The sequence below is a fragment of the Pedobacter sp. 05L430 genome (genome assembly GCF_056397585.1).
This window is the reverse complement of the sequence record NZ_JBFTNT010000001.1, coordinates 161,958-183,801: the sequence shown is the minus strand read 5'-3', so window position 1 is coordinate 183,801 and position 21,844 is coordinate 161,958. Positions and strand designations below refer to the sequence as shown.

At 38.1% G+C, this 21,844-nt stretch carries 23 protein-coding genes; 4 read left to right on the top strand and 19 right to left on the bottom strand.

Annotation, left to right across the window (positions count from 1 at the left end; genetic code table 11):
- Window positions 1-222: 222 nt before the first annotated feature.
- The 3 genes from AC1DG9_RS00885 to AC1DG9_RS00875 all read right to left on the bottom strand — a co-directional run bounded on the left by AC1DG9_RS00885 (window position 223) and on the right by AC1DG9_RS00875 (window position 1,784).
- Window positions 223-828 carry a superoxide dismutase gene (locus tag AC1DG9_RS00885; protein ID WP_172662272.1) on the bottom strand — a complete coding sequence of 202 codons (606 nt, stop codon included), beginning with the start codon at window positions 826-828 and terminating at the stop codon, window positions 223-225.
- A gap of 146 nt (window positions 829-974) precedes the next feature.
- On the bottom strand, window positions 975-1,448 hold the full coding sequence (locus AC1DG9_RS00880) for a nucleoside deaminase (RefSeq protein WP_172662273.1): 474 nt from the start codon (window positions 1,446-1,448) through the stop codon (window positions 975-977).
- Window positions 1,449-1,784, bottom strand: coding sequence for a tRNA-binding protein (locus AC1DG9_RS00875; RefSeq protein ID WP_172662274.1), 336 nt, complete (start codon window positions 1,782-1,784; stop codon window positions 1,449-1,451).
- Between the two features lie 101 nt (window positions 1,785-1,885).
- On the opposite strand from AC1DG9_RS00875, the gene AC1DG9_RS00870 reads away from it, so the two are divergent.
- Window positions 1,886-2,521 carry a LysE family translocator gene (locus AC1DG9_RS00870; RefSeq protein WP_172662275.1) on the top strand — a complete coding sequence of 212 codons (636 nt, stop codon included), beginning with the start codon at window positions 1,886-1,888 and terminating at the stop codon, window positions 2,519-2,521.
- A gap of 32 nt (window positions 2,522-2,553) precedes the next feature.
- Window positions 2,554-3,738, top strand: a complete 1,185-nt coding sequence (locus AC1DG9_RS00865) for a class I SAM-dependent rRNA methyltransferase (protein ID WP_172662276.1) — start codon at window positions 2,554-2,556, stop codon at window positions 3,736-3,738.
- Between the two features lies 1 nt (window position 3,739).
- On the opposite strand, the gene AC1DG9_RS00860 is transcribed toward AC1DG9_RS00865, so the two are convergent.
- The 7 genes from AC1DG9_RS00860 to AC1DG9_RS00830 form a co-directional block, all read right to left on the bottom strand.
- Window positions 3,740-3,979 carry a DUF6814 family protein gene (locus tag AC1DG9_RS00860; protein WP_048908201.1) on the bottom strand — a complete coding sequence of 80 codons (240 nt, stop codon included), beginning with the start codon at window positions 3,977-3,979 and terminating at the stop codon, window positions 3,740-3,742.
- A gap of 21 nt (window positions 3,980-4,000) precedes the next feature.
- Window positions 4,001-5,536: an MFS transporter gene (locus AC1DG9_RS00855; protein WP_337717046.1), complete on the bottom strand. Its 1,536-nt coding sequence runs from the start codon at window positions 5,534-5,536 to the stop codon at window positions 4,001-4,003.
- A gap of 87 nt (window positions 5,537-5,623) precedes the next feature.
- Window positions 5,624-6,679 (bottom strand): nucleoid-associated protein, encoded by a 1,056-nt coding sequence (locus tag AC1DG9_RS00850; RefSeq protein ID WP_172662278.1) that lies wholly within the window; start codon window positions 6,677-6,679, stop codon window positions 5,624-5,626.
- Between the two features lie 8 nt (window positions 6,680-6,687).
- Window positions 6,688-7,479 carry a TerC family protein gene (locus AC1DG9_RS00845; RefSeq protein ID WP_477634220.1) on the bottom strand — a complete coding sequence of 264 codons (792 nt, stop codon included), beginning with the start codon at window positions 7,477-7,479 and terminating at the stop codon, window positions 6,688-6,690.
- An 85-nt stretch (window positions 7,480-7,564) separates the two neighbouring features.
- Complete coding sequence (locus AC1DG9_RS00840; RefSeq protein WP_337717048.1) at window positions 7,565-8,866, bottom strand: hypothetical protein; 1,302 nt, start codon at window positions 8,864-8,866, stop codon at window positions 7,565-7,567.
- Entirely contained in the window at window positions 8,863-9,390 is a 528-nt protein-coding gene (locus tag AC1DG9_RS00835) for a hypothetical protein (RefSeq protein WP_337717050.1), read from the bottom strand. The genes AC1DG9_RS00840 and AC1DG9_RS00835 overlap by 4 nt, the downstream gene beginning before the upstream one ends.
- A 1-nt stretch (window position 9,391) precedes the next feature.
- A complete protein-coding gene (locus AC1DG9_RS00830) occupies window positions 9,392-9,937 on the bottom strand; it encodes an RNA polymerase sigma factor (RefSeq protein ID WP_172662280.1) in 546 nt (181 codons plus the stop codon).
- A gap of 232 nt (window positions 9,938-10,169) precedes the next feature.
- Here AC1DG9_RS00830 and aspS point away from each other — a divergent pair, with 232 nt between their 5' ends.
- Window positions 10,170-11,915, top strand: a complete 1,746-nt coding sequence (gene aspS, locus AC1DG9_RS00825; RefSeq protein WP_337717052.1) for an aspartate--tRNA ligase — start codon at window positions 10,170-10,172, stop codon at window positions 11,913-11,915.
- A gap of 44 nt (window positions 11,916-11,959) precedes the next feature.
- Here aspS and AC1DG9_RS00820 read toward each other — a convergent pair whose 3' ends face one another.
- The 9 genes from AC1DG9_RS00820 to AC1DG9_RS00780 form a co-directional block, all read right to left on the bottom strand.
- The gene (locus AC1DG9_RS00820) at window positions 11,960-12,409 is read right to left on the bottom strand and encodes a hypothetical protein (protein WP_172662282.1); all 450 of its coding nucleotides are present in this window, start codon (window positions 12,407-12,409) and stop codon (window positions 11,960-11,962) included.
- The gene (locus AC1DG9_RS00815) at window positions 12,387-12,776 is read right to left on the bottom strand and encodes a phage holin family protein (RefSeq protein WP_172662283.1); all 390 of its coding nucleotides are present in this window, start codon (window positions 12,774-12,776) and stop codon (window positions 12,387-12,389) included. The genes AC1DG9_RS00820 and AC1DG9_RS00815 overlap by 23 nt, the downstream gene beginning before the upstream one ends.
- Window positions 12,777-12,799: 23 nt before the next feature.
- Window positions 12,800-13,066 (bottom strand): YtxH domain-containing protein, encoded by a 267-nt coding sequence (locus AC1DG9_RS00810; RefSeq protein WP_048908192.1) that lies wholly within the window; start codon window positions 13,064-13,066, stop codon window positions 12,800-12,802.
- Between the two features lie 52 nt (window positions 13,067-13,118).
- Entirely contained in the window at window positions 13,119-14,171 is a 1,053-nt protein-coding gene (locus AC1DG9_RS00805) for an AI-2E family transporter (RefSeq protein ID WP_172662284.1), read from the bottom strand.
- 11 nt (window positions 14,172-14,182) lie between these two features.
- On the bottom strand, window positions 14,183-15,640 hold the full coding sequence (locus AC1DG9_RS00800) for a hybrid sensor histidine kinase/response regulator (RefSeq protein ID WP_172662285.1): 1,458 nt from the start codon (window positions 15,638-15,640) through the stop codon (window positions 14,183-14,185).
- A gap of 13 nt (window positions 15,641-15,653) precedes the next feature.
- Entirely contained in the window at window positions 15,654-17,291 is a 1,638-nt protein-coding gene (locus AC1DG9_RS00795; RefSeq protein WP_172662286.1) for a sensor histidine kinase, read from the bottom strand.
- A gap of 1 nt (window position 17,292) precedes the next feature.
- On the bottom strand, window positions 17,293-18,693 hold the full coding sequence (locus tag AC1DG9_RS00790) for a sigma-54-dependent transcriptional regulator (RefSeq protein ID WP_172662287.1): 1,401 nt from the start codon (window positions 18,691-18,693) through the stop codon (window positions 17,293-17,295).
- Between the two features lie 170 nt (window positions 18,694-18,863).
- Window positions 18,864-19,646: an enoyl-CoA hydratase/isomerase family protein gene (locus tag AC1DG9_RS00785; protein WP_477634219.1), complete on the bottom strand. Its 783-nt coding sequence runs from the start codon at window positions 19,644-19,646 to the stop codon at window positions 18,864-18,866.
- 3 nt (window positions 19,647-19,649) lie between these two features.
- On the bottom strand, window positions 19,650-20,069 hold the full coding sequence (locus tag AC1DG9_RS00780; protein WP_477634218.1) for a cobalamin B12-binding domain-containing protein: 420 nt from the start codon (window positions 20,067-20,069) through the stop codon (window positions 19,650-19,652).
- 79 nt (window positions 20,070-20,148) lie between these two features.
- On the opposite strand from AC1DG9_RS00780, the gene AC1DG9_RS00775 reads away from it, so the two are divergent.
- Window positions 20,149-21,810 carry a glutamine--tRNA ligase/YqeY domain fusion protein gene (locus tag AC1DG9_RS00775; protein ID WP_172662290.1) on the top strand — a complete coding sequence of 554 codons (1,662 nt, stop codon included), beginning with the start codon at window positions 20,149-20,151 and terminating at the stop codon, window positions 21,808-21,810.
- Window positions 21,811-21,844 lie beyond the last annotated feature (34 nt).

Here is a 21,844-nt window from a genome sequence, read left to right as displayed (position 1 = left end):
TTACAGACCTGTCCCTCTTTTAATAGGAACTCATTTTTCTTCAACTCTTTTTTGTTTAACGCAGGTTGAAGCAATTCCCAGCTTTTATCAGAAAACGCCGTTAGCGAATGAATATATTTTAATAGACTGTTCATTTGTTCAGATAACGCAAATCAAAAAAGGCCCCTATGATTCGCATCGGGGCCTTTTATATAGTTTCCGTCTGACGGAAGTTTATGTAAATTATGCTTTTTTGAAACGTTCTGCAACAGCATCCCAATTAACTACATTCCAGAAAGCTGCAATATAATCAGGACGTCTGTTTTGATATTTTAAGTAGTAAGCGTGTTCCCAAACATCCATACCTAAAATTGGTGAACCTTTTACTTCAGCGATATCCATTAATGGATTATCTTGATTAGGAGTAGAAGAAACTACTAATTTTTTATCAGCACCAACGCTTAACCAAGCCCATCCTGAACCAAAACGGGTTGCACCTGCTTCAGCAAATTTAGTTTTGAAATCAGCGAAAGATCCAAAAGCTGCATTGATTGCTTCAGCTAATTCACCTTTAGGCTCGCCGCCTTTATTTGGACCAATAACTTCCCAGAATAAAGAGTGGTTATAATGACCGCCGCCATTGTTTCTAACAGCAGCAGGAAATTTAGAAATGTTTTTAACGATTTCTTCGATGCTTTGGCTAGCTTCCGGCTTGCCTTCTAAAGCTTTATTTAAGTTGGTAACGTAAGCCTGGTGATGTTTACCATGGTGAATTTCCATAGTTTGTTTATCGATATGCGGTTCTAATGCATCTGTTGCGTATGGTAACGCAGGTAATTCAAAAGCCATATTATTTATGATTTAAGTTTAAAAAATATTTTCGGACAATCCTGGTTCAATTGTGTTTCAAAAGTTTAGGATTAAACACCAGAAAACAATTCAACTGAGCAAATATAACATTCGGAGGTTAAGTTTTGTTCAATTATTTGTCAATATTAACCCCTTTTATTTATAAAAAACCGTTTCATCAGATTTCCGCATTGCATGGCCAAAACATTTCCTTGCAGAATTGTTTTTGGATGCAATAAAGATGCTCCTTTGGTCGTAAAACCTCTTTTTGGTTCCGGGGCACCGTAAACGATGCGACCTATTTGTGCCCAATAGCTTGCGCCTGCGCACATTACACAAGGCTCAACGGTTACATACAGGGTGCAATCTTTTAAATATTTGCCACCAAGAGTTTGCGAAGCTGCTGTAAATGCCTGCATTTCTGCATGTGCAGTTACGTCATTTAACTGTTCGGTTAAATTATGCCCGCGCCCCACTATCCTGCCCTTACATACCACTATTGCTCCAATTGGGATTTCTTCTGCGTCAAATGCTTTTTGAGCTTCCTGAAGCGCTAAAAGCATGTAATGCTCGTCTTCTGCGGCAGGGTTCTCTTCTTCTGAAAAATTATAATAACTCATTTAGCACAATTTACTGCCATTAGGCACTTTACCATTTAGGGCTGTTAATACAATATCTCCATTTTCGTCAGCAAAGCCTGTTACCAAGAACTCTGACATAAATTTCCCTATCTGTTTTTTAGGAAAATTAACCACTCCTACTATTTGTTTACCAACCAACTCTTCTTTAGTATAATGTGCTGTAATCTGGGCACTACTCATTCTGATTCCAAGCGCGCCAAAATCTACCTTTACTTTATAAGCTGGCTTCCTCGCCTCCGGAAAATCAAAGACTTCAAGAATAGTTCCTGCCCGAAGTTCTACTTTTTCAAAATCATTCCAGGTTATTTCTTCCATGCGATAAAATTACAACTTCTCGGCAATACTGCCTATCATATCTCTGCTCTTCTGCATATATTTGTAAAGCAAGGCCCCTTAACATAACAATTCCAACCCCAATGATACCGTTTAAAGAGATTTCCTATTTTGCCCTGGCCGCGTTGATCCTTGTGATCAGCCCCGGTCCAAATATGATCTATTTAATATCCCGTTCCATTACCCAGGGACAACGATCGGGGTTAATTTCACTGGCAGGAATCATATCTGGTTTTCTCTTTCACATTGTTATGGTTTCTGCAGGTCTAACAGCTGTACTCTTTGCCGTCCCTTTTGTATACACTACCATTAAAACACTGGGGGTACTATATCTGTTGTACCTGGCCTATCAGGCAATTAAGCCAAACGGAAAAAGTCTTTTTGAAGTCAGACAAGACCTGGCTAATGACAAACCAGCCAAATTGTTCAAAATCGGGGTATTAACCACTGTATTGAATCCTAAAGTTGCTGTATTCTATTTATCTTTTTTTCCTTACTTTATAAAACAGGAATATGGTTCTGTATTCATACAAAGCCTGCAACTCGGCATTACCCAAGTAAGCATCAGCTTTACGATTAACTTTATCATCGTACTAACTGCCTCAAAAGTCGCGCTGTTCTTTTCAAAAAGCCCGGGCTGGGTAAAAATCCAGAAATGGTTTATGGCAAGTGTTTTGGCTTCGTTAGCTATAAAAATGGCATTAAGCAAAGAAAAGTAGCTGCTAGCCCCCCTTTTTTTTATCTTTGTGCCATGATCGATGTAATACTCAAAAAAGGCAAAGAAAAAGCTGCCGTACTTCGCCACCCCTGGATTTTTTCCGGTGCACTTGATAAAGTTAAAGGTAAGCCTTTAAATGGCGAGATTGTATCAGTATGGTCGGCAGAGAAAGAGTTTCTGGCTTATGCCTATTACAACGACCAATCCAGAGTGGCATTGCGCCTGCTAGAATGGGACCAAAATACCGAAGTAAACAAAGCCTGGTATCAGCAAAAGCTTAAAAGCGCAATTGCGTCCCGCAAACACGTATTAAGTGAGAATACCAATACCTGCAGGCTTGTATTTAGTGAGGCTGATTTTTTACCGGGCTTAATTGTAGACAAATATGCTGATTTCCTTTCCTTGCAGATTTTAAGTGCAGGTATAGAAACAGTAAAAGATGATATCATCGATATTTTAAGGGAAGAGTTAAACCCCATCGGAATATTTGATAAAAGCGATGCCGGAGCACGTAAACACGAAAACCTGGAGGTTACACAAGGGTTGTTATGGGGAGAGACACCTCCCGAGTTTATTGAAGTGAAGGAAAATGGAGTTGTTTACCACATCAATATTGCGGATGGGCAAAAGTCAGGCTTCTATTGCGATCAGCGAGACAACAGATTAATTCTTGCGGAATATACTAAGGACAAAACGGTATTGGATTGTTTCTGTTATAGCGGTGGTTTTTCATTAAACAGCTTAAAACAAGGTGCATCTCATGTAACCAGTGTAGACAGCTCTGCTCTTGCCATAGAAACACTGCAGCACAATCTTACGCTTAACGGACTTTCGCAGGATAAACAAACCAGCATCCAATCCGACGTAAACAAGCAACTGCGTGTATTTAAAGAAGAGGGTAAGAAATTTGATGTTTTAGTACTTGATCCACCAAAATATGCACCATCACGTTCTGCATTAGACAGAGCTGCACGTGCCTATAAAGACTTAAACAGACTTGGCATGCTTCTGCTTGAAAGCGGTGGTATCCTTGCTACTTTCTCGTGCTCTGGTGCAGTAGATCTTGAAACTTTTAAACAGATTATCGCCTGGGCAGCATTAGATGCAGGTAAGGAAGTGCAAATCATTAAGCAGTTTAGTCAGCCCGAAGATCATCCTGTGCGCATTTCTTTTCCAGAAGGTGAGTATTTAAAAGGCTTGCTCTTAAGGGTATTGTAGACTAATCTTCCGGAAGTTTATCGTACTCCCCTTTTAGGGCATAGTAGCCGAAAACAACAAGCCCTGCACTGATGGGGATAAAAATAAACAGGATAATACCCCACTGTAAAGCTGTGTTTGTTTTTGCCACTCCTTCTGGGGCAAGGCCTACTTTTTCAATAGCCTGTATAAACATAAATATGATAGATGCCGGACCTAGTAAGATCCAGAATATTCCTAATGCTTTTTTTAATCCGTTCATGGTAATTTCTCTTTTAATTGATTAATGATCAGCCTCGCCATGGTCCGGCTTTTTATTCGATAAATAAATCGCCCCTATAATAAAACTTAATGCGGCTATTCCAATTGGATACCACAAGCCAGATAATGGCGTAGAACCCGAGAAACTAGCTATAAGCGTTGCAATAAACGGCACCAACCCCCCAAATACGCCATTACCCACGTGGTATGGCAGCGACATGGATGTATATCTTATTTTGGTTGGGAACAACTCTACTAAAAATGCAGCGATAGGACCATATACCATTGTTACCAGCAAAATCTGAAAGAAAATAAGGAACACAAATTTCCAGAAAACAGGAGTAGAAAGCTTTTTATCCTTAAAAGCATCAGGCGAAATACTTTCAGGCTTACTTAAATCAGCGTATTTAGTATGCGCCTGTATTTTTGTAAACGACGCTCCACTTAATAAAGTAACCTGAGATGCGGTGGTAATTAAACTATCTGAAGTATTCTCAATCAAGGTTTTTGTTACCGCAGGATTGGAAATTTCTTTAATATCTTTCTGCTCGATCTTGGTTACATCTGTATCATCAAGGAATATCTGATATATTGGCCGGTAAAAGATAATCCCCAGCAACATCCCTGTCAGCATAATCCACTTTCGACCCACCTTATCGCTCCATGAACCGAATATTACAAAGAAAGGCGTTGCAAAGGCTATACCCCACAAAAGAATGTATCTGGAGTCGTTAAAATCGACCTTACAAGTGTTTTCAATAAATGATTGGGCATAAAACTGACCGGTGTACCAAATAACCCCTTGCCCCATGGTTGCACCAAAAAGAGCCAGTAGCACCATTTTAAAGTTTGCTTTGTGGCTAAAGCTTTCTTTCAATGGATTTTTAGATATATTGCCCTCTGTTTTTAATTTAGTAAACATTGGCGACTCATGCATTTTCATTCTGATGTAAATGGAAACGCCTACCAGTAAAATGGATAATAGGAATGGAACTCTCCAACCCCAGGCAGCAAAATCTTCGGCACCTAGCAGGTTTTTAGTTAACACAATTATCCCTAATGAAAGGAACAATCCTCCGGTTGCCGTAGTTTGAATCCAGCTGGTAAAGAAACCACGTTTATTTGCAGGGGCATGTTCAGCCACATAAGTAGCGGCTCCGCCATATTCACCACCAAGGGCAAGGCCTTGTATCAATCGTAAAATCAACACCAAAATTGGCGCAGCATAACCAATACTGGAATAGGACGGGATAAGCCCAATAAGAAAGGTTGATCCACCCATGAGTACCAGAGTCAAAAGAAAAGTATATTTTCGACCAATAAGATCGCCCAAACGGCCGAACACCAAAGCACCAAACGGCCGCACAATAAACCCAGCAGCAAATATTGCAAGGGTATTTATTAATGCTGAAGCTCCTGCATCTGCAGGAAAAAGCTGTGATCCGATAATGGTGGCCAGACTGCCGAAAATGTAGAAATCATACCATTCGATTAGTGTACCCAGGGACGACGCCCCAATTACTTTGAAAATGCTATTCTTTTGTGGTTCAACGTTCATATTATAGTTTAGGATATTTGGCTTACCACTAAACTACAATTATTTATTAATTACCGACAAACATTTTAACTATAATGCCAAAGCCGGTTACTCTTCCTCTCTGAAATAAACCTTATAGTAATTCATAGATTTATCATCGTCGAAACCTTTTTCTATCAGCTCTTTATCTCCATGGATATAAATATGAAAGTTCTTATCCAGTTTAAGCACACTTTTAAAAACACGCGCCTGTTTCTTTACCGCAGCGCCTGAGATATCAAAACTATCTGGAATAGGTGCATCAAATTCTTCTTCGTAATTTTTCTTATAGTTTTTAAAGGCCTCAATCCCTTCAGAATTGCCAATAACTTCATTCGAGAACTCATCAATATCAAAGCTTTCTTTCTCTTTAAAGTATTTCATAGACTTGTTTAATAAATCTATTTTATCGGCCTTAGAGATATCAAATTCCTGATCCAGTTTCTCCGTAACAAAGTTTTTGTATACACCCAATACATTGTTTGTCTGGTTGAAATTATCATTTCTCGTTTTCAATTTCAGAAACTCATCTTTCCAGTAAACAGCCTCTGCACTACGGTTTGTTTGATCTATCACCGCTACTCTGAAGCCTTCTTCTTTATCGGTATTAAAAATAAGACAGCCTTTATCAAGCTTATTGATGTTAATAGCATCCTGTTCGTAGCTTAAACCAAATCCGCTATTTTCTGGATATACTTTTAAATAAGTCTCTTTAGTTTCTGATTTAAAGATACCAATAGCATCATGAAGCTCACCTTCTATCTGCACATTTTCGAAATAGGCAAGATAAAGCTCTCCCGATTTTATTTTCGGATGCCCTGATACATCGTACAGGTATTTAGCAAGTTCTTTACTGTTTTCGTGAAAGGTTTCGCCTTTTTCAAATATTTCTGACGCAAAATGATATACTTCATTTAAGTTCAGATCTGAGTTGGGATGAAAGAAACGATAAATCTCGTTTACCTTTTCGTACGGACCAAGAAAATACTGCTGTAATAGGTTGCTCAACATATTGTCTTGTATTGCTACAGACTGCTCAGACAACACGTAAAATTCGTCTTGCGATTTATTTCCAATTCTATGTATGGAAAGCTCAGCAAGGGAGGCTTCAAAAAAAGAAATCATTAATGGTATTAGTTTTTAGTTTCCTCTTCACGAGGGGTATTTCTCAACTCAATAGGTTTTTTCGCATTTTTCTTCATTTTCAAATTCAGCATCTMTACTAAAACTGAAAAAGCCATAGCGAAATAAATATATCCCTTAGGAATATGCTGATCTAAACCTTCTGCCAATAGCGAAACACCAATTAACAACAGGAATGACAAAGCAAGCATTTTTACAGTAGGATGATCGTTTACGAAATTACTGATTGCACTAGCCGAGAACATCATTATAATCACAGCAATAACAACTGCAGCAATCATTATTTCAACGTGTTCTGCCATGCCTACGGCAGTAATTACCGAGTCTAAAGAAAATACAATATCTAAAAGCAAAATTTGAATGATTACACCGGCAAAGGAGTGAACCTTCCCCTTTATTTCTTTTTCTTCTTCACTTTCCAGTTTATCATGTATTTCATGAGTACTCTTATAAATTAAAAAGAGCCCCCCTACAATAAGGATTAGATCACGCCCCGATATCGAAAGTTTTGCTAACCATTCTGCGTTAGAAACACCTATTAAATTGCCTAGATTAARCAATTCGGATGTTAATGTCATCACCCAGGTAAGTGACAATAATAAAAGAACACGGGTAATCATTGCAAGAGCCAAGCCCAATTGTCTGCCTTTTTTTTGCTGATCAGCTGGCAATTTGCCCGACAGGATAGAAATAAAGATAATGTTATCTATCCCCAAAACGATCTCTAAAACGGTCAGGGTCAGTAGTGATATCCAAGCTTCCGGGCTGCTCAAAAATTCCATAGTTTTTAAATTATATTTTGAAGCTAAGATATAAAAAAAGCTTGCTGAATTATCAACAAGCTTTTGTAGTGTTTGGTTTATAATTTTATTTAAATGATACTGACCCGTAATCAGAATTGACCTTTACTCTGGCACCACCTCCATTACCTATTTTACCGGTATAGTTTTTAGTTGTCGACCCTCTATCTCCTCCATCAGTAATTCTTGCAGAAACCCTGTCGCCATAATTAAATGAAGCATAGCTGGTATGCACATCAAAATCGGCATTAAATGAATTGTTAAAATTAATAGAGATACCTAGGTATCCACCGTCAACAGTTAGCAATTTGCAACCATTGGTTACCTCATCAATACTTAGTTTGTTGTATTGCATATCGAACTTTCCATCGCCTCTTAAAGTTCCAATGCTGGCGCTTGTATATTGGGCATTCAGATCCAGATTGCCTACTGATGAAATGCTGATATTGTTATATTGCTGTCTGATTTTGGCATTTCCCTTAATGGCATTTATATTAACATTCGCATATTGAACATCAAGGTCAAGGTTTTCTACAGATCCTAGGGTAAGGCCTGAACCATATTGTTGCTTAATAATTGCATTTCCTTTAATGTTGGTTACATTAACTGCGGCATATTGGGCATCGATGTCAAGCGTATTGGCTGCGCCTATAGTTAATCCCGATCCATATTGGTGTTTCACAATGGCTTTGTTTACAGATTGAACATTATTGTTGCCATACTGAACAGAGATGTAGTTATTGGTGCTATTTAAGTTCTGCGCTTTGAAATTGCCATATTGTACTTTTACATAGAGTGGCCCGTTTAGGTCACCCATAGTTACATCACCATAATTTTGCGACATGGTTAATGCATTTGATGCGGGCATGTAAACAACATAATTAATCTTCACTTCTCTGCGCCACCTTCGACCATTTCGACTTCCATTGCCCCAATTGCCATTTTTTTGCTCCATTGTGGTTTTAAAAACAATCTGGTCTCCAGATTTTCCGGCTTCTATGGTAGTGTTATCCAACAATTTCTGGGCTTCTGCATCATTGCTGCTGTAAGCTTTAATATCAACATCTACTTTTACTTCTTTTCTGTCCCATACTTTAACCAGTATTGATCCGTATTGGTTACTCAGTATAATTTTATCAGAATTATCTGCAGGAAATGTTTTGCTGAATGTTTTTGATCTCATCGGATCATCATCCGCTTCAGTTGTGCTTTGCACAAAGCTTACAGGCGCCTCAATATTGATGTTTGTTTTCTGCGAAACATTAACGGCCAGTTCTGTATTTCCGTTACTTTCAATATTTACAGATTGTGCATTGGCAAAGCTTGATACAAGCAGCAGGGCTGCAAGAATTCCCCCTAAATTTTTCATATTTTATTTTCCCTTTTATATTGACTGACCTCGTTAATAATAGATAACTGCTGATTTATTACCTGTAGCTGAAGCTCAAGATTCTTTACCATCGCTCTCACAACTAGCTTCTGATTTGGGCTGCTCTCCAACTGTTTCTTTAAGTTCTCGTAGTCGGCGCCCAGTTTTTGTAAATCGGCACTAAACTCACTGTATAGTTTTGGATTTTCCTGTGCATAAACCATCAGGCTATCTTTTTTCTGCGCAATAAGGCTGGCAAATTTCATCTCTTTCTGCGCATATCCCTGATTTACATCGGCTATTTCTACACCTGTTTCCCTGTTACGATAAGTATATATAAAAGTAACTGTCATCACCACGATCAGGGATGCAGCTATAGCGAACCACAACGGCACCCTCAAAGGCTTTTTTACTTTTTCTTTGTCTAATGCTGTTTCAATTTTACCCCACAACTGATCTGATGGTGTTCCAACATCAAAAGATTTTTTATGTTCTCTAATATACTCTTCTAACTTTTTGCTCATCTTATGCTCCTCTCTTTTCTAATAAGCCGTTCAACTTCATTTTGGCTCTCATATACTGTGTACGTGATGTATTTTCTGATATTTTTAGGATATGTGATATTTCTTCATGGTCATATCCTTCAAATAAGTACAGCGTTAACACCACCCTATATCCATCTGGAAGCCTGGCCACGGCCTCTCTGATTTCATTTACCTTAAATTCTAAATCTTCTTCATCCTCTGCCTCGGTATCCGCAATATCTACTTCATCAATGTTTATAAATTCTGCTTTTCGTTTCCTCAGCTGATTAATTGATTTATTAATGATGATCTGCTTTAACCATAATCCAAAAGTAGTTTCGCCTCTAAAGGTTTCTATTCTTGTAAAGGCATCTAAAAACCCCTCCTGCAAAACGTCTTCTGCCTCGGCTTCATGATTAACTATCCTCAGAGCTACATTGTACATAGCTTTAGCATACAATTTGTAAATTTCAAATTGTGCTTTCCGATTGCCTTGTCGGCAATCGGAAACTAACTCTACGTGTTTATCTATGTATACTGTTTCCAATGTTTTTCTGATTCGTTTAATATGACAACTACTTTTTTAAAACGTTGCATGTAGTATTAAAAAATTTTCATTTTCTTGATTTTACAGGCTACCATCCTCACCTCTTCTAAGCATAGTCATGACTTTTTTTCTTAATTCAAACAGATAATCAATTAAATATAGCAAGTAAAATCGCCAGCATTTAAAATATGTGGTTCAAAATGAATATTTTTGCCGCTTAATAATTTTAATAATGTTAAGAACAACTACTTGCGGCGCTTTAACCATTAAGAACTTAGGAGAAAATGTAATCCTTTGCGGTTGGGTACAGAAATCAAGAGATTTAGGAGGCATGACCTTCATAGATATCCGTGACAGATACGGGATTACCCAATTGGTTTTCAATATGGATGATAATCGTGAATTATGTGAAGCTGCCCGTGGTTTAGGAAGAGAGTTTGTAATTAAAGCCAGCGGATTGGTGGTAGAACGCTCTAACAAAAACCTTAAAATGCCAACAGGAGAGGTTGAGATAAAAATCACTGCCCTTGAAATATTAAATGCAGCTAAACTACCTCCCTTTTTAATAGATGATGAAACTGACGGCGGTGATGACTTACGAATGAAATACCGCTACCTTGATTTGCGTAGAAATCCGGTTCGTAACAACATGATATTACGCCATAAAATGGCGCAGGCAGTTCGCCGTTATTTAGATGGATTAGACTTTATAGAAGTTGAAACACCGGTACTTATTAAATCTACGCCTGAAGGCGCAAGGGATTTCGTTGTTCCAAGCCGTATGAATGCAGGTGAGTTCTATGCACTTCCGCAATCTCCGCAAACCTTTAAACAATTGTTAATGGTATCTGGCTTTGATAGATACTTCCAAATTGTGAAGTGTTTTAGAGACGAGGATTTACGTGCTGACAGGCAACCTGAATTTACCCAGATAGACTGTGAGATGTCATTCATTGAGCAGGAAGATATACTAAATACTTTTGAAGGTTTGATCCGCACTTTATTTAAAGAAGTTAAAGATTTTGATTTACCGGAAGTACCAAGAATGCAATATGCAGATGCAATGCGTTTTTATGGTTCTGATAAGCCCGATACCCGCTTTGACATGCAATTCGTTGAGATTACCGACCTGGTTAAAGGCAAAGATTTCCCTGTTTTTGACAATGCAGAACTGGTTGTTGGTATTAACGCAAAAGGTTGTGCCGGCTATACCCGCAAACAGGTTGATGAGCTTACAGACTTCATCAAACGCCCCCAAATTGGTGCGACAGGGCTCATTTATTTAAGACACAATGAAGATGGCTCATTAAAATCATCTGTAGACAAGTTTTACAATGAAGACGAGCTAAAGAAATGGTCAGCAGCGTTTAATACTCAGCCGGGTGATTTAGTATTAGTTATGGCTGGCATTCAAGACAAAGTGCGCAAACAATTGAGCGAGCTACGTTTAGAGATGGGGAATCGTTTGGGTTTACGCGATAAAAATAAATTTAGCGCTTTATGGGTACTCGACTTCCCTCTATTGGAATGGGATGAAGAGACCGAGAGATACCACGCAATGCACCATCCATTCACCTCTCCTAAGCCGGAAGACATTGATCTTTTAGACTCTAAACCAGGAGAAGTAAGAGCAAATGCCTATGATATGGTGGTAAATGGAACTGAAATTGGCGGTGGTTCAATTCGTATCCATGACAGGGCTTTACAGGCATTAATGTTTAAGCATTTAGGTTTTTCAGCTGAAGAAGCACAAAAGCAATTTGGATTCTTAATGGACGCATTTGAGTTTGGCGCTCCACCACATGGCGGCATTGCATTTGGATTCGATAGACTATGCTCTATTTTTGCTGGTCTTGATACCATCCGTGATGTAATTGCTTTCCCTAAAAACAATTCCGGTAGGGATGTTATGATTGATAGCCCTTCTACAATTGATGAAAAGCAATTGAAAGAATTGAAAATAAAGACAACGGTTTAGTTGTTAAAAGAGAAAAGGGAGTTCAAACAACTCCCTTTTCTCTTTTAATACGTTTCACTGTCAGGTGGAATACCATAATCAACATCCGCGCCTTCTTTCTCTTTCTTTTTCTTAGAACCAGTAAACCACGATTTAACGGAATTAAAAATAGCTGACAAATGTTCTGCATCTAAGGTTTTTCCTACTTTATTCGATGCCAGTCCAACAAGGGTTTTAGTAAGAAACCCGGATCCTCTGAATAATGTAGTATTCATAATAAAAGGCAAGATATAAGACATCACGCTACTGCTCAGATTCAGTTTATCATCCATCTTAAGAAAAGCTGACGGAGTTGCATATTTTTTAATTAATCCTCCTAAAGTAAACTGCCTGAAGTACACTTTGGTGTCATTAAACAATACTTCTTCCTGCATTGTATATTCAGCCTTTAGGCTAGCTACCGTTGCGTGCAGGTCTTCCAGGTTCCGAATATTATATCTTCTTATCTTCTTCATCCTTATCCGCCAATTTGTTAAAGTAATTTCTGATAGTAAAGTTAATTATTGCCTTCTCGATGTATTTTTCTTTCGTGTAATAAACAATCAGCGCCAAAAAGACATAGATTAATGCCACACAACCAAAACCCCTTGCATAGCTTCCAAGCAGGTCTGACAAGAATAAGGCTAACGTAAAGGTACCAAACAAGAAAGCAAGTATAAAGCATATAGCTACTACAGCATTGGTTACCAAATCTGCAAATATCTTCGAAATCTTCTCCACAAGATATAAGCGAGTATACTCGACCCTGGTATCTAAATAACTCTTTGCATCTTCATATAAGTCCTCAATGCCCTTTTCCTTATTTTCGTGATTTTCCTCCATGCTGCTGGTTTAAAGCTTGTTTATTAAGCGTGTTCTACATCGTCAACAAATTCCTCTTCAGATTGACGAAGCTTGCTTTTAACAGACCCTACAACCTTATCTTTCAAACTGGCCAGATGGTTTATTTCATCTGCGGCTTTATCTCTGATAGAATCTCCAAGATCTTTTAATGATTGACTTAATTTATCTCTGGTATCACTTCCTTTTTCAGGTGCTAAAAGTAATCCCAATGCTGCACCCGCAGCCAAACCGGCTAAAAGCCCTATTAATACTTTTGAATTATCACTCATGACATTTTAATTTATGTTTAACATTTATATTCTATTTCCGCTCTCCGTATTATTATAACTCGCCATGCTCTGAAATTGTTTTAATTCTCTCCAATCTTTCAGATGCCATAGCGCTTGTTTCATATATTTTTATCAATAATACAAAATAAGATATCAATAATGGGCCAAATACCAACCCCAATATCCCAAATAAAGGTATACCAATAACTACGCCAATTACAGTGGTTATGGGATGAATATTTCCAATCCGCTTTGCAATCATAAAACGGATTACATTGTCGATGTTAATGATCACCACAAATCCAAATATCAGCATTGCCCAGCCAGCAAAATTGTTGCCTTCTGCAACTTGCAACAACGCAGCCGGCACAAAAATAACCGGAGGCCCAAGTATTGGAACAAACGATATAAAGGCCGTTATCACACCCCAAAATACCGGATCAGTATAACCTAAAACATAAAAGGCAAGCCCCAAAAGAGATCCCTGTACCAAAGCAATAAACCCCTGACCTACAACATTTGCATAGGTTGTGTTTCGCATTTCTTCGGCAAATCGTTGTGCGTTTTGCTCTCTAAAAGGCGCATATTTTACCAGAGCAGATTCAAATGTTTCTCGCTCTACCAGCATAAAGTAGAGTAAAAAATACATTAAAAGTAAGCCCAGAATAATATTAAACGCTCCGGTAATAAGTGAAGGGAATAATTCCGTGGCCCATACCCCAGCTTTTTTCACTCCCTCTTCAACAAGATTTTGAAGATCCCCATCGATTGGGATCAGGTGCTTTAGTTTAAAAATAACATTTTTAAAATATGATGGATCACTCTGCAGTTCCGCAATCTTATTGATCATCATACTGCTTAATGCATAAAAAGGGAGGATGATAACAATTACTGAAACAAAAAGCAATAAAATGGCCGAAAAACGTCTATTCATCCCCTTCTCGTCAACAAAGTAGATAAAGGCGGGCCGCAATAATGTATACAAAACAAGCGTGCTTAATATCGACCCAAAAATACCTTGTAAAGAAAATGCGATTAAACAGCCCAGGGCTATTATAATTACAAGATTGATATTATTCCTCTGCTTATATGTAAATATTGACATAATTCTTTAGGTTAAAACCAGAGCGTTCCTTCATGATATATCGGAATGCGAATCAGGAATAAACTCCCTTGTGCAAGTTGCTTAAGTTTAATGGAACCATTGTGAGTAGTTAATACACGTTGGGCATGGGTAAGCCCCAATCCGCTGGCACGTTTTTTTGTTGTGAAAAATGGTTCAAAAATCTTYTCCTTATTTTTTGGATCTACCCCCATACCATTATCCTCTATGGCGATTTCATACATCCCCTTATCAGCTGTGCATGTAATGTGAATAATTTTGGGGTAACTCTGCATGGCTTCCGCCGCATTTTTAATAACACTAACCAACGCATTTTTTATTTTAGGTTTATCGAGTAATACCTTCTGCTCAGATTGATGAAATTGCCTTGTTAACTTTATATTGTGCCCAACTATTAAATCCTCCACATCAGAGATAGCTTCCTCTATTACCGTTAATATATTATGCCGCTGAAGATTTAAGGTTTTTGTTTCAGTGCTGGAAATGAAGTTTTGCATCAGTTGGTTCACTCTGTCGCAATTACTTTTTATAATTTCCAGGTACGATTGAATTGTTTCATTACAAATAATTGCAGGATCAGCCGCCAGTTCGTCCAATGCAAGGTTTATAGTGCTTAAAGGATCCCTGATTTCTTCTCCAAGTCCTTTTGCAATATGTTCTGAAATTGACATTTTACCCAGGCTAACAGATCGTTCCTCTAAGTTCTTTCTATGGCTCAGATCATGAATAATGGTATGATAAACCTCTTTCACATTTACCATATCCGTTTGAATAAATGAAGATAAGCTACAGCAGTACACCTCTGATTTACTTGAAATCAATTCGCACTCAAAACCACTTAGAGAGCCATTGCTTTCCATTAGCTCCCTAAATCTTTCTCCTTCTTCTGTATTATTAAAAATTGCACTTGTATTTAATTGCAGTATTACTGATCGCTCATAATCAAGAAACTTTAATCCCGCACTATTGATATCATAAATTCTTCCTGAGGAGTCAGACACGAGAATTGGATCTTTTGCCTGTTCAAAAATGGCCCTGTATTTCCGTTCACTATCCTTCAACGCCTTTGTTGCGCTCGCTTCCTTAATTGAATATCGAATACTTCTATCCAATGAGGAGGAGTCTATCTCATCTTTCACCAAGTAATCAGCAGCACCAATATTCATAGCTTGTTCGTCGATAACCAAGTCGCCCTTACCTGTAAGTATAATTATTGGTTCTTCACATCCAGAGTTAATTGCTTCATTTAGCAAATCTATTCCTGTCCCCTTTCCCAATCGGTAATCAACCAGGTAAACATCAAATTGCTTCTTTAAAATGGCATAAATCCCCTTCTCATAACTGTTGACCCACGACAGCTCATATGACGCCGAAGTCTGATCAAAAACCTCCTTTGTAAGGATGTAATCATCTTCATCATCATCTATTAATAAAACTCTTACCTGCCTCATTCTCAGATTATTTTCATTTATTTTGTTTCTTCGGAAGAATCACCACAAAAGCAGTCCCTTCACCAGGTTTGCTTTCTGCAAAAATAAAACCAGAATGATTATCCGCTATCCTCTTACATATAGCCAACCCAATACCTGTCCCTTCGTAGTCAACTCTTGAATGTAAGCGATGAAAAATGTCAAATATTTTCAAAGCATCTTCGGTTTCAAAACCAATTCCATTATCTTTTACTTTAACAACACAATATAACTGGTTTTTGTTAATCTCAGCTATATTCAATTCATGCCCATACTTGGTGGTTCCAAATATTGAAATGTTGGGAACCTCATTTTGACTTGTGAACTTTAAAGAATTTCCTATCAAATTTTGAAAAAGTTGTACTAGCTGGCTTTCAACACCTTCAATTTCGTCCTCTTCAAAATCAATGTCAACTATGGCTTTCTTAAGCTCTATTGTAAAATCAAGATCGCTTAATGTCTTTCTTACAACATCGCCAAGTTTAAGTTTAGAATAACTTTTACTACCCCTTGTTAGCTTGGAAAATGCCAGAAGGTCATCAATTAACGCACGCATTCGCTCAGAGGCTCCCCTCATTCTACCGATGTAATCCTGAGCCTCTGCATTCATCTGCTCACCATACTTATCTTTCAGCCGGTCTCCAAAAGCTTGTATCTTTCTTAAAGGCTCCTGTAAATCGTGTGATGCAACATAAGCAAATTGTTCTAAATCCTGATTAGAGCGATTCAGTTCAACTACTTTTTCTTCAAGCTGTACCTGAGCTTCTCTTAATTGCGTTACGTCCTGTGTGTTTCCAATATAGGCATAGTTATCATTTAAACCTATTCGTTTATGCTCTGCTGTAGTAAGCACATGCCGGATCTCTCCTGAAGGCAACACAATTCTATAGTTTATTTTAAAAGAGATTTTATCCTTTTTGGCCTTATAAAAGTTATCCATAAAAAGCTGGAGATCATCCTCGTGAACAAGCCTTTTATAAAATGCAAAATTGACGAATACTGAATGAGGAAGAAAACCATGTATGTTATACATCTCATCAGACCAAAGAATAAACTCCTTACCATCCATCCATTCCCAACTTCCGCTATGCGAAACCATTTCTGCTTCTCTTAATAACGATTCGTTTATCTTGAGCTTTAAAACAGCTTCTTTTAACTCAGTAATGTCCTGGATGGTACCAACAAGTTTGTCTTCACCCTCGATATAAAACCCCTGACCCAGCACGTATTTTCTTTTACCTGAAGGTTGTATGATCTGGTATTCAACAGCAAAAGATGTTTTATTATCAATCGCAGATTTTAATTCTTTAGATACCTTTTCTCTATATTCAGGTGCTATAACCTGTTCATTAATGTGTATATCAGGTAAAAAATCATCATTTTTAAATCCGTACACTTTATAAAGCTCTTCTGACCATTTAACTTGCCCGCTTACTACAAAAATCTCCCAGCTTCCAAGGTGGGTAATTCGCTCGGCAAGATTAAGAACTTCAACTCTTTCTAAAAGATACTTATTCTGCTTTTGTAGCGCTGCGACTTCATCTCTTAGCCCACCCACTACCAACATACTCCTAAAAAGGAGATATCCCAGGATCAATAGCCCGATAAAGATGACAATAACTACCAGTAACACTTTATGTATCCAAATTAATCGCTCTCATTTTGTTGTACAACGTTTTTCGGTCGATATTTAGAATTTTTGCTGCCTTTGTTTTATTAAAATTTACTTCTCTTAAAACTTTTAAAATAGCATCGTACTCAGCTTCAAGAGCTGCATTTTTCAAATCCCTCGGTTTTTCGATACGAGAAATTGAACTTTCAATAGCTGATGCTTTGGCATAGGTTGAGATTTCAAGAGGAAGTGCCTTTAATTGTATTTCCTGGTTCTCAGTAAGCAAGGTCGCCCTTCTAACCACATTTTTAAGCTCTCTTACATTACCTGGCCAATTGTAGGTAAGGAAACAATCTACAACCTCTTCAGAAAACCCCTGTACGTTCCTCGACAATTCCTGATTTGCCACATCCAAAAACGTATATGCAAAAACCATAATATCGTCACCTCTCTGACTTAACGGAGGCAAACCGATAGAAAATTCATTGAACCTATGATAAAGGTCCTCTCTGAATTTCCCTTTCTGAATAGCATTGGAAAGATTTTCATTTGTTGCAACAATAATCCTTACATCCAAATCAATCTCTTTGGTGCTACCTATTCTTTTAATTTTTCTCTCCTGTACAGTTCGCAATAAAGCAGCCTGGATATCATAAGAAAGGTTCCCTACCTCATCCAGAAAAAGCGTTCCTCCATTCGCCATTTCAAAATGACCGATTTTAGTATAAAGGGCTCCTGTAAATGACCCCTTTTCATGACCAAAGAATTCGCTACCAGCCAATTCTTTAGTAAGTGAACCACAATCCATTGCCACAAACGGGCGATCTTTCCTTGGACTATTTAGGTGGATTGCTTTTGCTACAGACTCTTTTCCTGTACCGCTTTCGCCTGTTAAAATAACACTATAGGAAGTTGGCGCAACCAATTGAATCTGCTTCAATAACTCTTTTGAAGCAGGGCTTTGGCCCGCAACAAAATTATCCACCTGCTTGTAGGCTTGTTTTGCTGCCTTTTGTTTAGTCGTTTCGGAAGAGGTTTCAGATTGATTTGTGTTTAATGCAATCTGAGTTTCTATTGCCTTATTAATTGTATTTAAAATTTCATCGGGATATAGAGGCTTAGTAATATAATCATATGCCCCTAATTTAATCAGTTCTACTGCAAGCTTAATATCCGAATAACCTGTAATAATAATAACTCCGGTGCTAGGATAGCTTTCCTTTATCTTGATCAGCATTTCTCTCCCGTCCGTATCCTCAAGTCTATAATCACATAAAACAAGGTCATAAGCTTCTTTAGCCAGGTAATCCATTGCCGTCACACCGCTTGTAGCCGTTGATACACTAAAGGAATTTCTGGTTAAAAACTTGGATAACAGCACGCCGATGTTTACCTCATCGTCAACAATTAATATTTTTCTCATATTACCTAAAAAATTAGAGCGCATTTTATGAAATAAATATAACTAGTTTTTTTTATCTGGGAAATATTTTCTACAGTTTTATAAAAAAAGTATACAATTTTTTTCTCACTTTATGACAAAACCCCAATAAATCCCTCAAAGACTTAATGAGGTTCAGCGAATTGAGGACTTTATTTCCCGAAAAATACCGGCTTTCTTTTCTCAAGAAATGCGGTAGTTCCTTCTTTAAAATCCAAAGTACCAAAGCATTTACCAAATTCCTTTATCTCGGTATCAAACCCATCAACATCGGGTAATAATGATGCATTTACGGCTTTTATAGCACTGGCGATTGCTAATGGGGCTCTTAATTTTATTTTATTTAATATCTCTTCGGCCTTAGCAATAAGCTCGCTCTGAGGAACTACATAATTCACCAACCCTATTTTTTCTGCCTCTGAAGCAGTGATCATCTCTGCTGTTGTAATGATCTCAATTGCTTTTCCTTTACCTACCAACTGAGTTAACCTTTGTGTGCCCCCATATCCGGGAATTAAACCAAGACTAACTTCCGGTAAGCCAAGCTTTGCATTCTCAGAAGCAATAMGTAGGTGACAAGCCATAGCCAATTCTAATCCTCCTCCTAAAGCAAATCCATTAATTGCTGCAATTACCGGCTTAGGACAATTCTCGATAGCATCAAACACGCTATTTTGTCCTACTCGTGCAAGCTCCTCTCCTTCGGCAATATTGTAGTTGGAAAATTCTGAAATATCTGCCCCTGCAACAAAAGCCCTCTCTCCGGCACCGGTAATTAAGACTCCTCTTACCTCATTGTTGTCTGCGGCAATTGAAATTGCTTCAGCTAATTCAGCCAATGTAGCTTTATTTAAGGCATTTAATTTATGCTCGCGGTTTATAGTAATATAAAGAATCTCATCTGTTATTTCCAGTAAAATGTTCTGATAAGTCATAATCTAAAAATTTCTGTTTTCAACAACCCAATTTTTAATATAGTCTACTATAGTAACCATTGTAGTTCCGGGGGCAAACAACTCTCCTACACCCATCTCCTTAAGCTTTTTTATGTCATTTTCAGGAATAATACCTCCGCCTGTCAGCAAAACATCTGTTAATTGTTTTTGCTTCATGATCTCTACAATTTTCGGAAAAACAGTCATATGAGCTCCTGATAGAATGGAAATACCAATTGCGTCTACATCTTCCTGCAAGGCGGTATTTACAACCATTTCCGGCGTTTGGCGCAATCCGGTATAAATCACTTCCATACCGGCATCTCTGAGAGACGTTGCAATAACTTTTKCCCCTCTGTCATGCCCGTCGAGCCCAACCTTCGCGACTAAAACACGTATTGGCCTGTTTAACGTTTTGCTCATAATTTATACTAATAGTAGGTGGTAAATGTAAGTAAATTAGCGCTTTTATGTTAACTTTGGCGCTAAATTTACAGTTTTTATGAGTGAAGAAAGATCATTGAACTTTATTGAAGAAATCATTGAGAACGATTTAAATAGCGGAAAATACGAAACACTAATCACACGTTTTCCACCAGAACCGAATGGATATTTGCATATAGGCCACGCAAAAGCTATATGCTTAAACTTTGGGCTAACAAAAAAATATGGTGGCTACACAAACTTAAGGTTTGATGATACCAATCCGGTTACAGAAAAAACCGAATATGTAGACAGTCAACAGGCAGATATTAAATGGCTGGGCTTTGAATGGAAAAACGAATTATATACTTCTGATTATTTCGATTCACTTTATGAATTTGCCGTAACCCTTATCAAAAAAGGTTTGGCCTACGTGGATGACAGTACCGCGGAAGAAATTGCTGAATTAAAAGGAACACCAACTGAAGCTGGTAAAGACAGTCCATACAGAAACCGCAGCATTGAAGAGAATCTTGATCTCTTTACCCGAATGAAGGGTGGTGAGTTTCCAGACGGCACCTGTACACTCCGTGCTAAAATAGACATGGCCAGCCCCAACATGATTATGAGGGATCCGGTGATCTATAGGATTAAACATGCTGAACACCACAGAACAGGAAATAAGTGGTGTATCTACCCAATGTACGATTTTGCACATGGACAAAGTGACAGCATCGAAACCATTACGCATTCTATTTGTACGCTTGAGTATGTGGCACATCGCGAATTGTACGATTGGCTAATCGAGAAACTTGAAATATTTCCATCAAAACAATACGAATTTGCGCGTTTAAACCTTTCATATACTGTTATGAGTAAGCGCAAGCTGCTTCAATTGGTAAATGAGGGTGTAGTAAGTGGATGGGATGACCCCCGCATGCCAACAATAAGCGGATTAAGAAGACGCGGATACACCCCGGAAAGTATCAGAGAGTTTTGTGACAGAATTGGAATTGCCAAAAGAGAAAACCTTATAGAGTTAAGTCTTTTAGAATTCTGTGTGCGTGAGCATTTAAATAAAACAGCGAACAGAGTTATGGCGGTGCTTGACCCGATTAAGCTGATCATTACCAACTATCCTGAAGGACAGAATGAAATACTAATAGGAGAAAACAACCCTGAAGCAGAAGATAAAGGCGGAACAAGAGAAATCCCCTTCAGCAATGAATTGTGGATTGAGCGAGAAGACTTTATGGAAGAGCCCGCCAAAAAATGGTTCAGACTTGCGCCAGGAGCAACCGTAAGGCTTAAACATGCTTATATTGTAAAATGTGAAGACTTCAAGAAAGATGCGAATGGGAATGTGACTGAAATATATTGCACTTATATCCCGGAATCTAAAAGCGGCGAAGATACCAGTGGCATAAATGTTAAAGGTACCATTCACTGGGTGAGCAGTAAACATGCAAAAAGCGCTGAGATCAGAATGTACGATCGTCTGTTTACCTCTGAATCTCCGGATTCCGAAGAGGGTGATTTCAAAGACTATCTTAATCCGAACAGCATTGAGGTTATAAAACAAGCATATATTGAACCTTATCTTGCAAATGCAGATAAGGATGCGCGTTACCAGTTTATCAGAAAAGGGTACTACTGCCTAGATAAAGATTCTATTCCTGGAAACTTGATCTTCAATCGTACCGTTTCCTTAAAGGATGCCTGGGCAAAGGCTAACAAATAGGCTACACCCGTCATCTCGACGATAGGAGAGATCT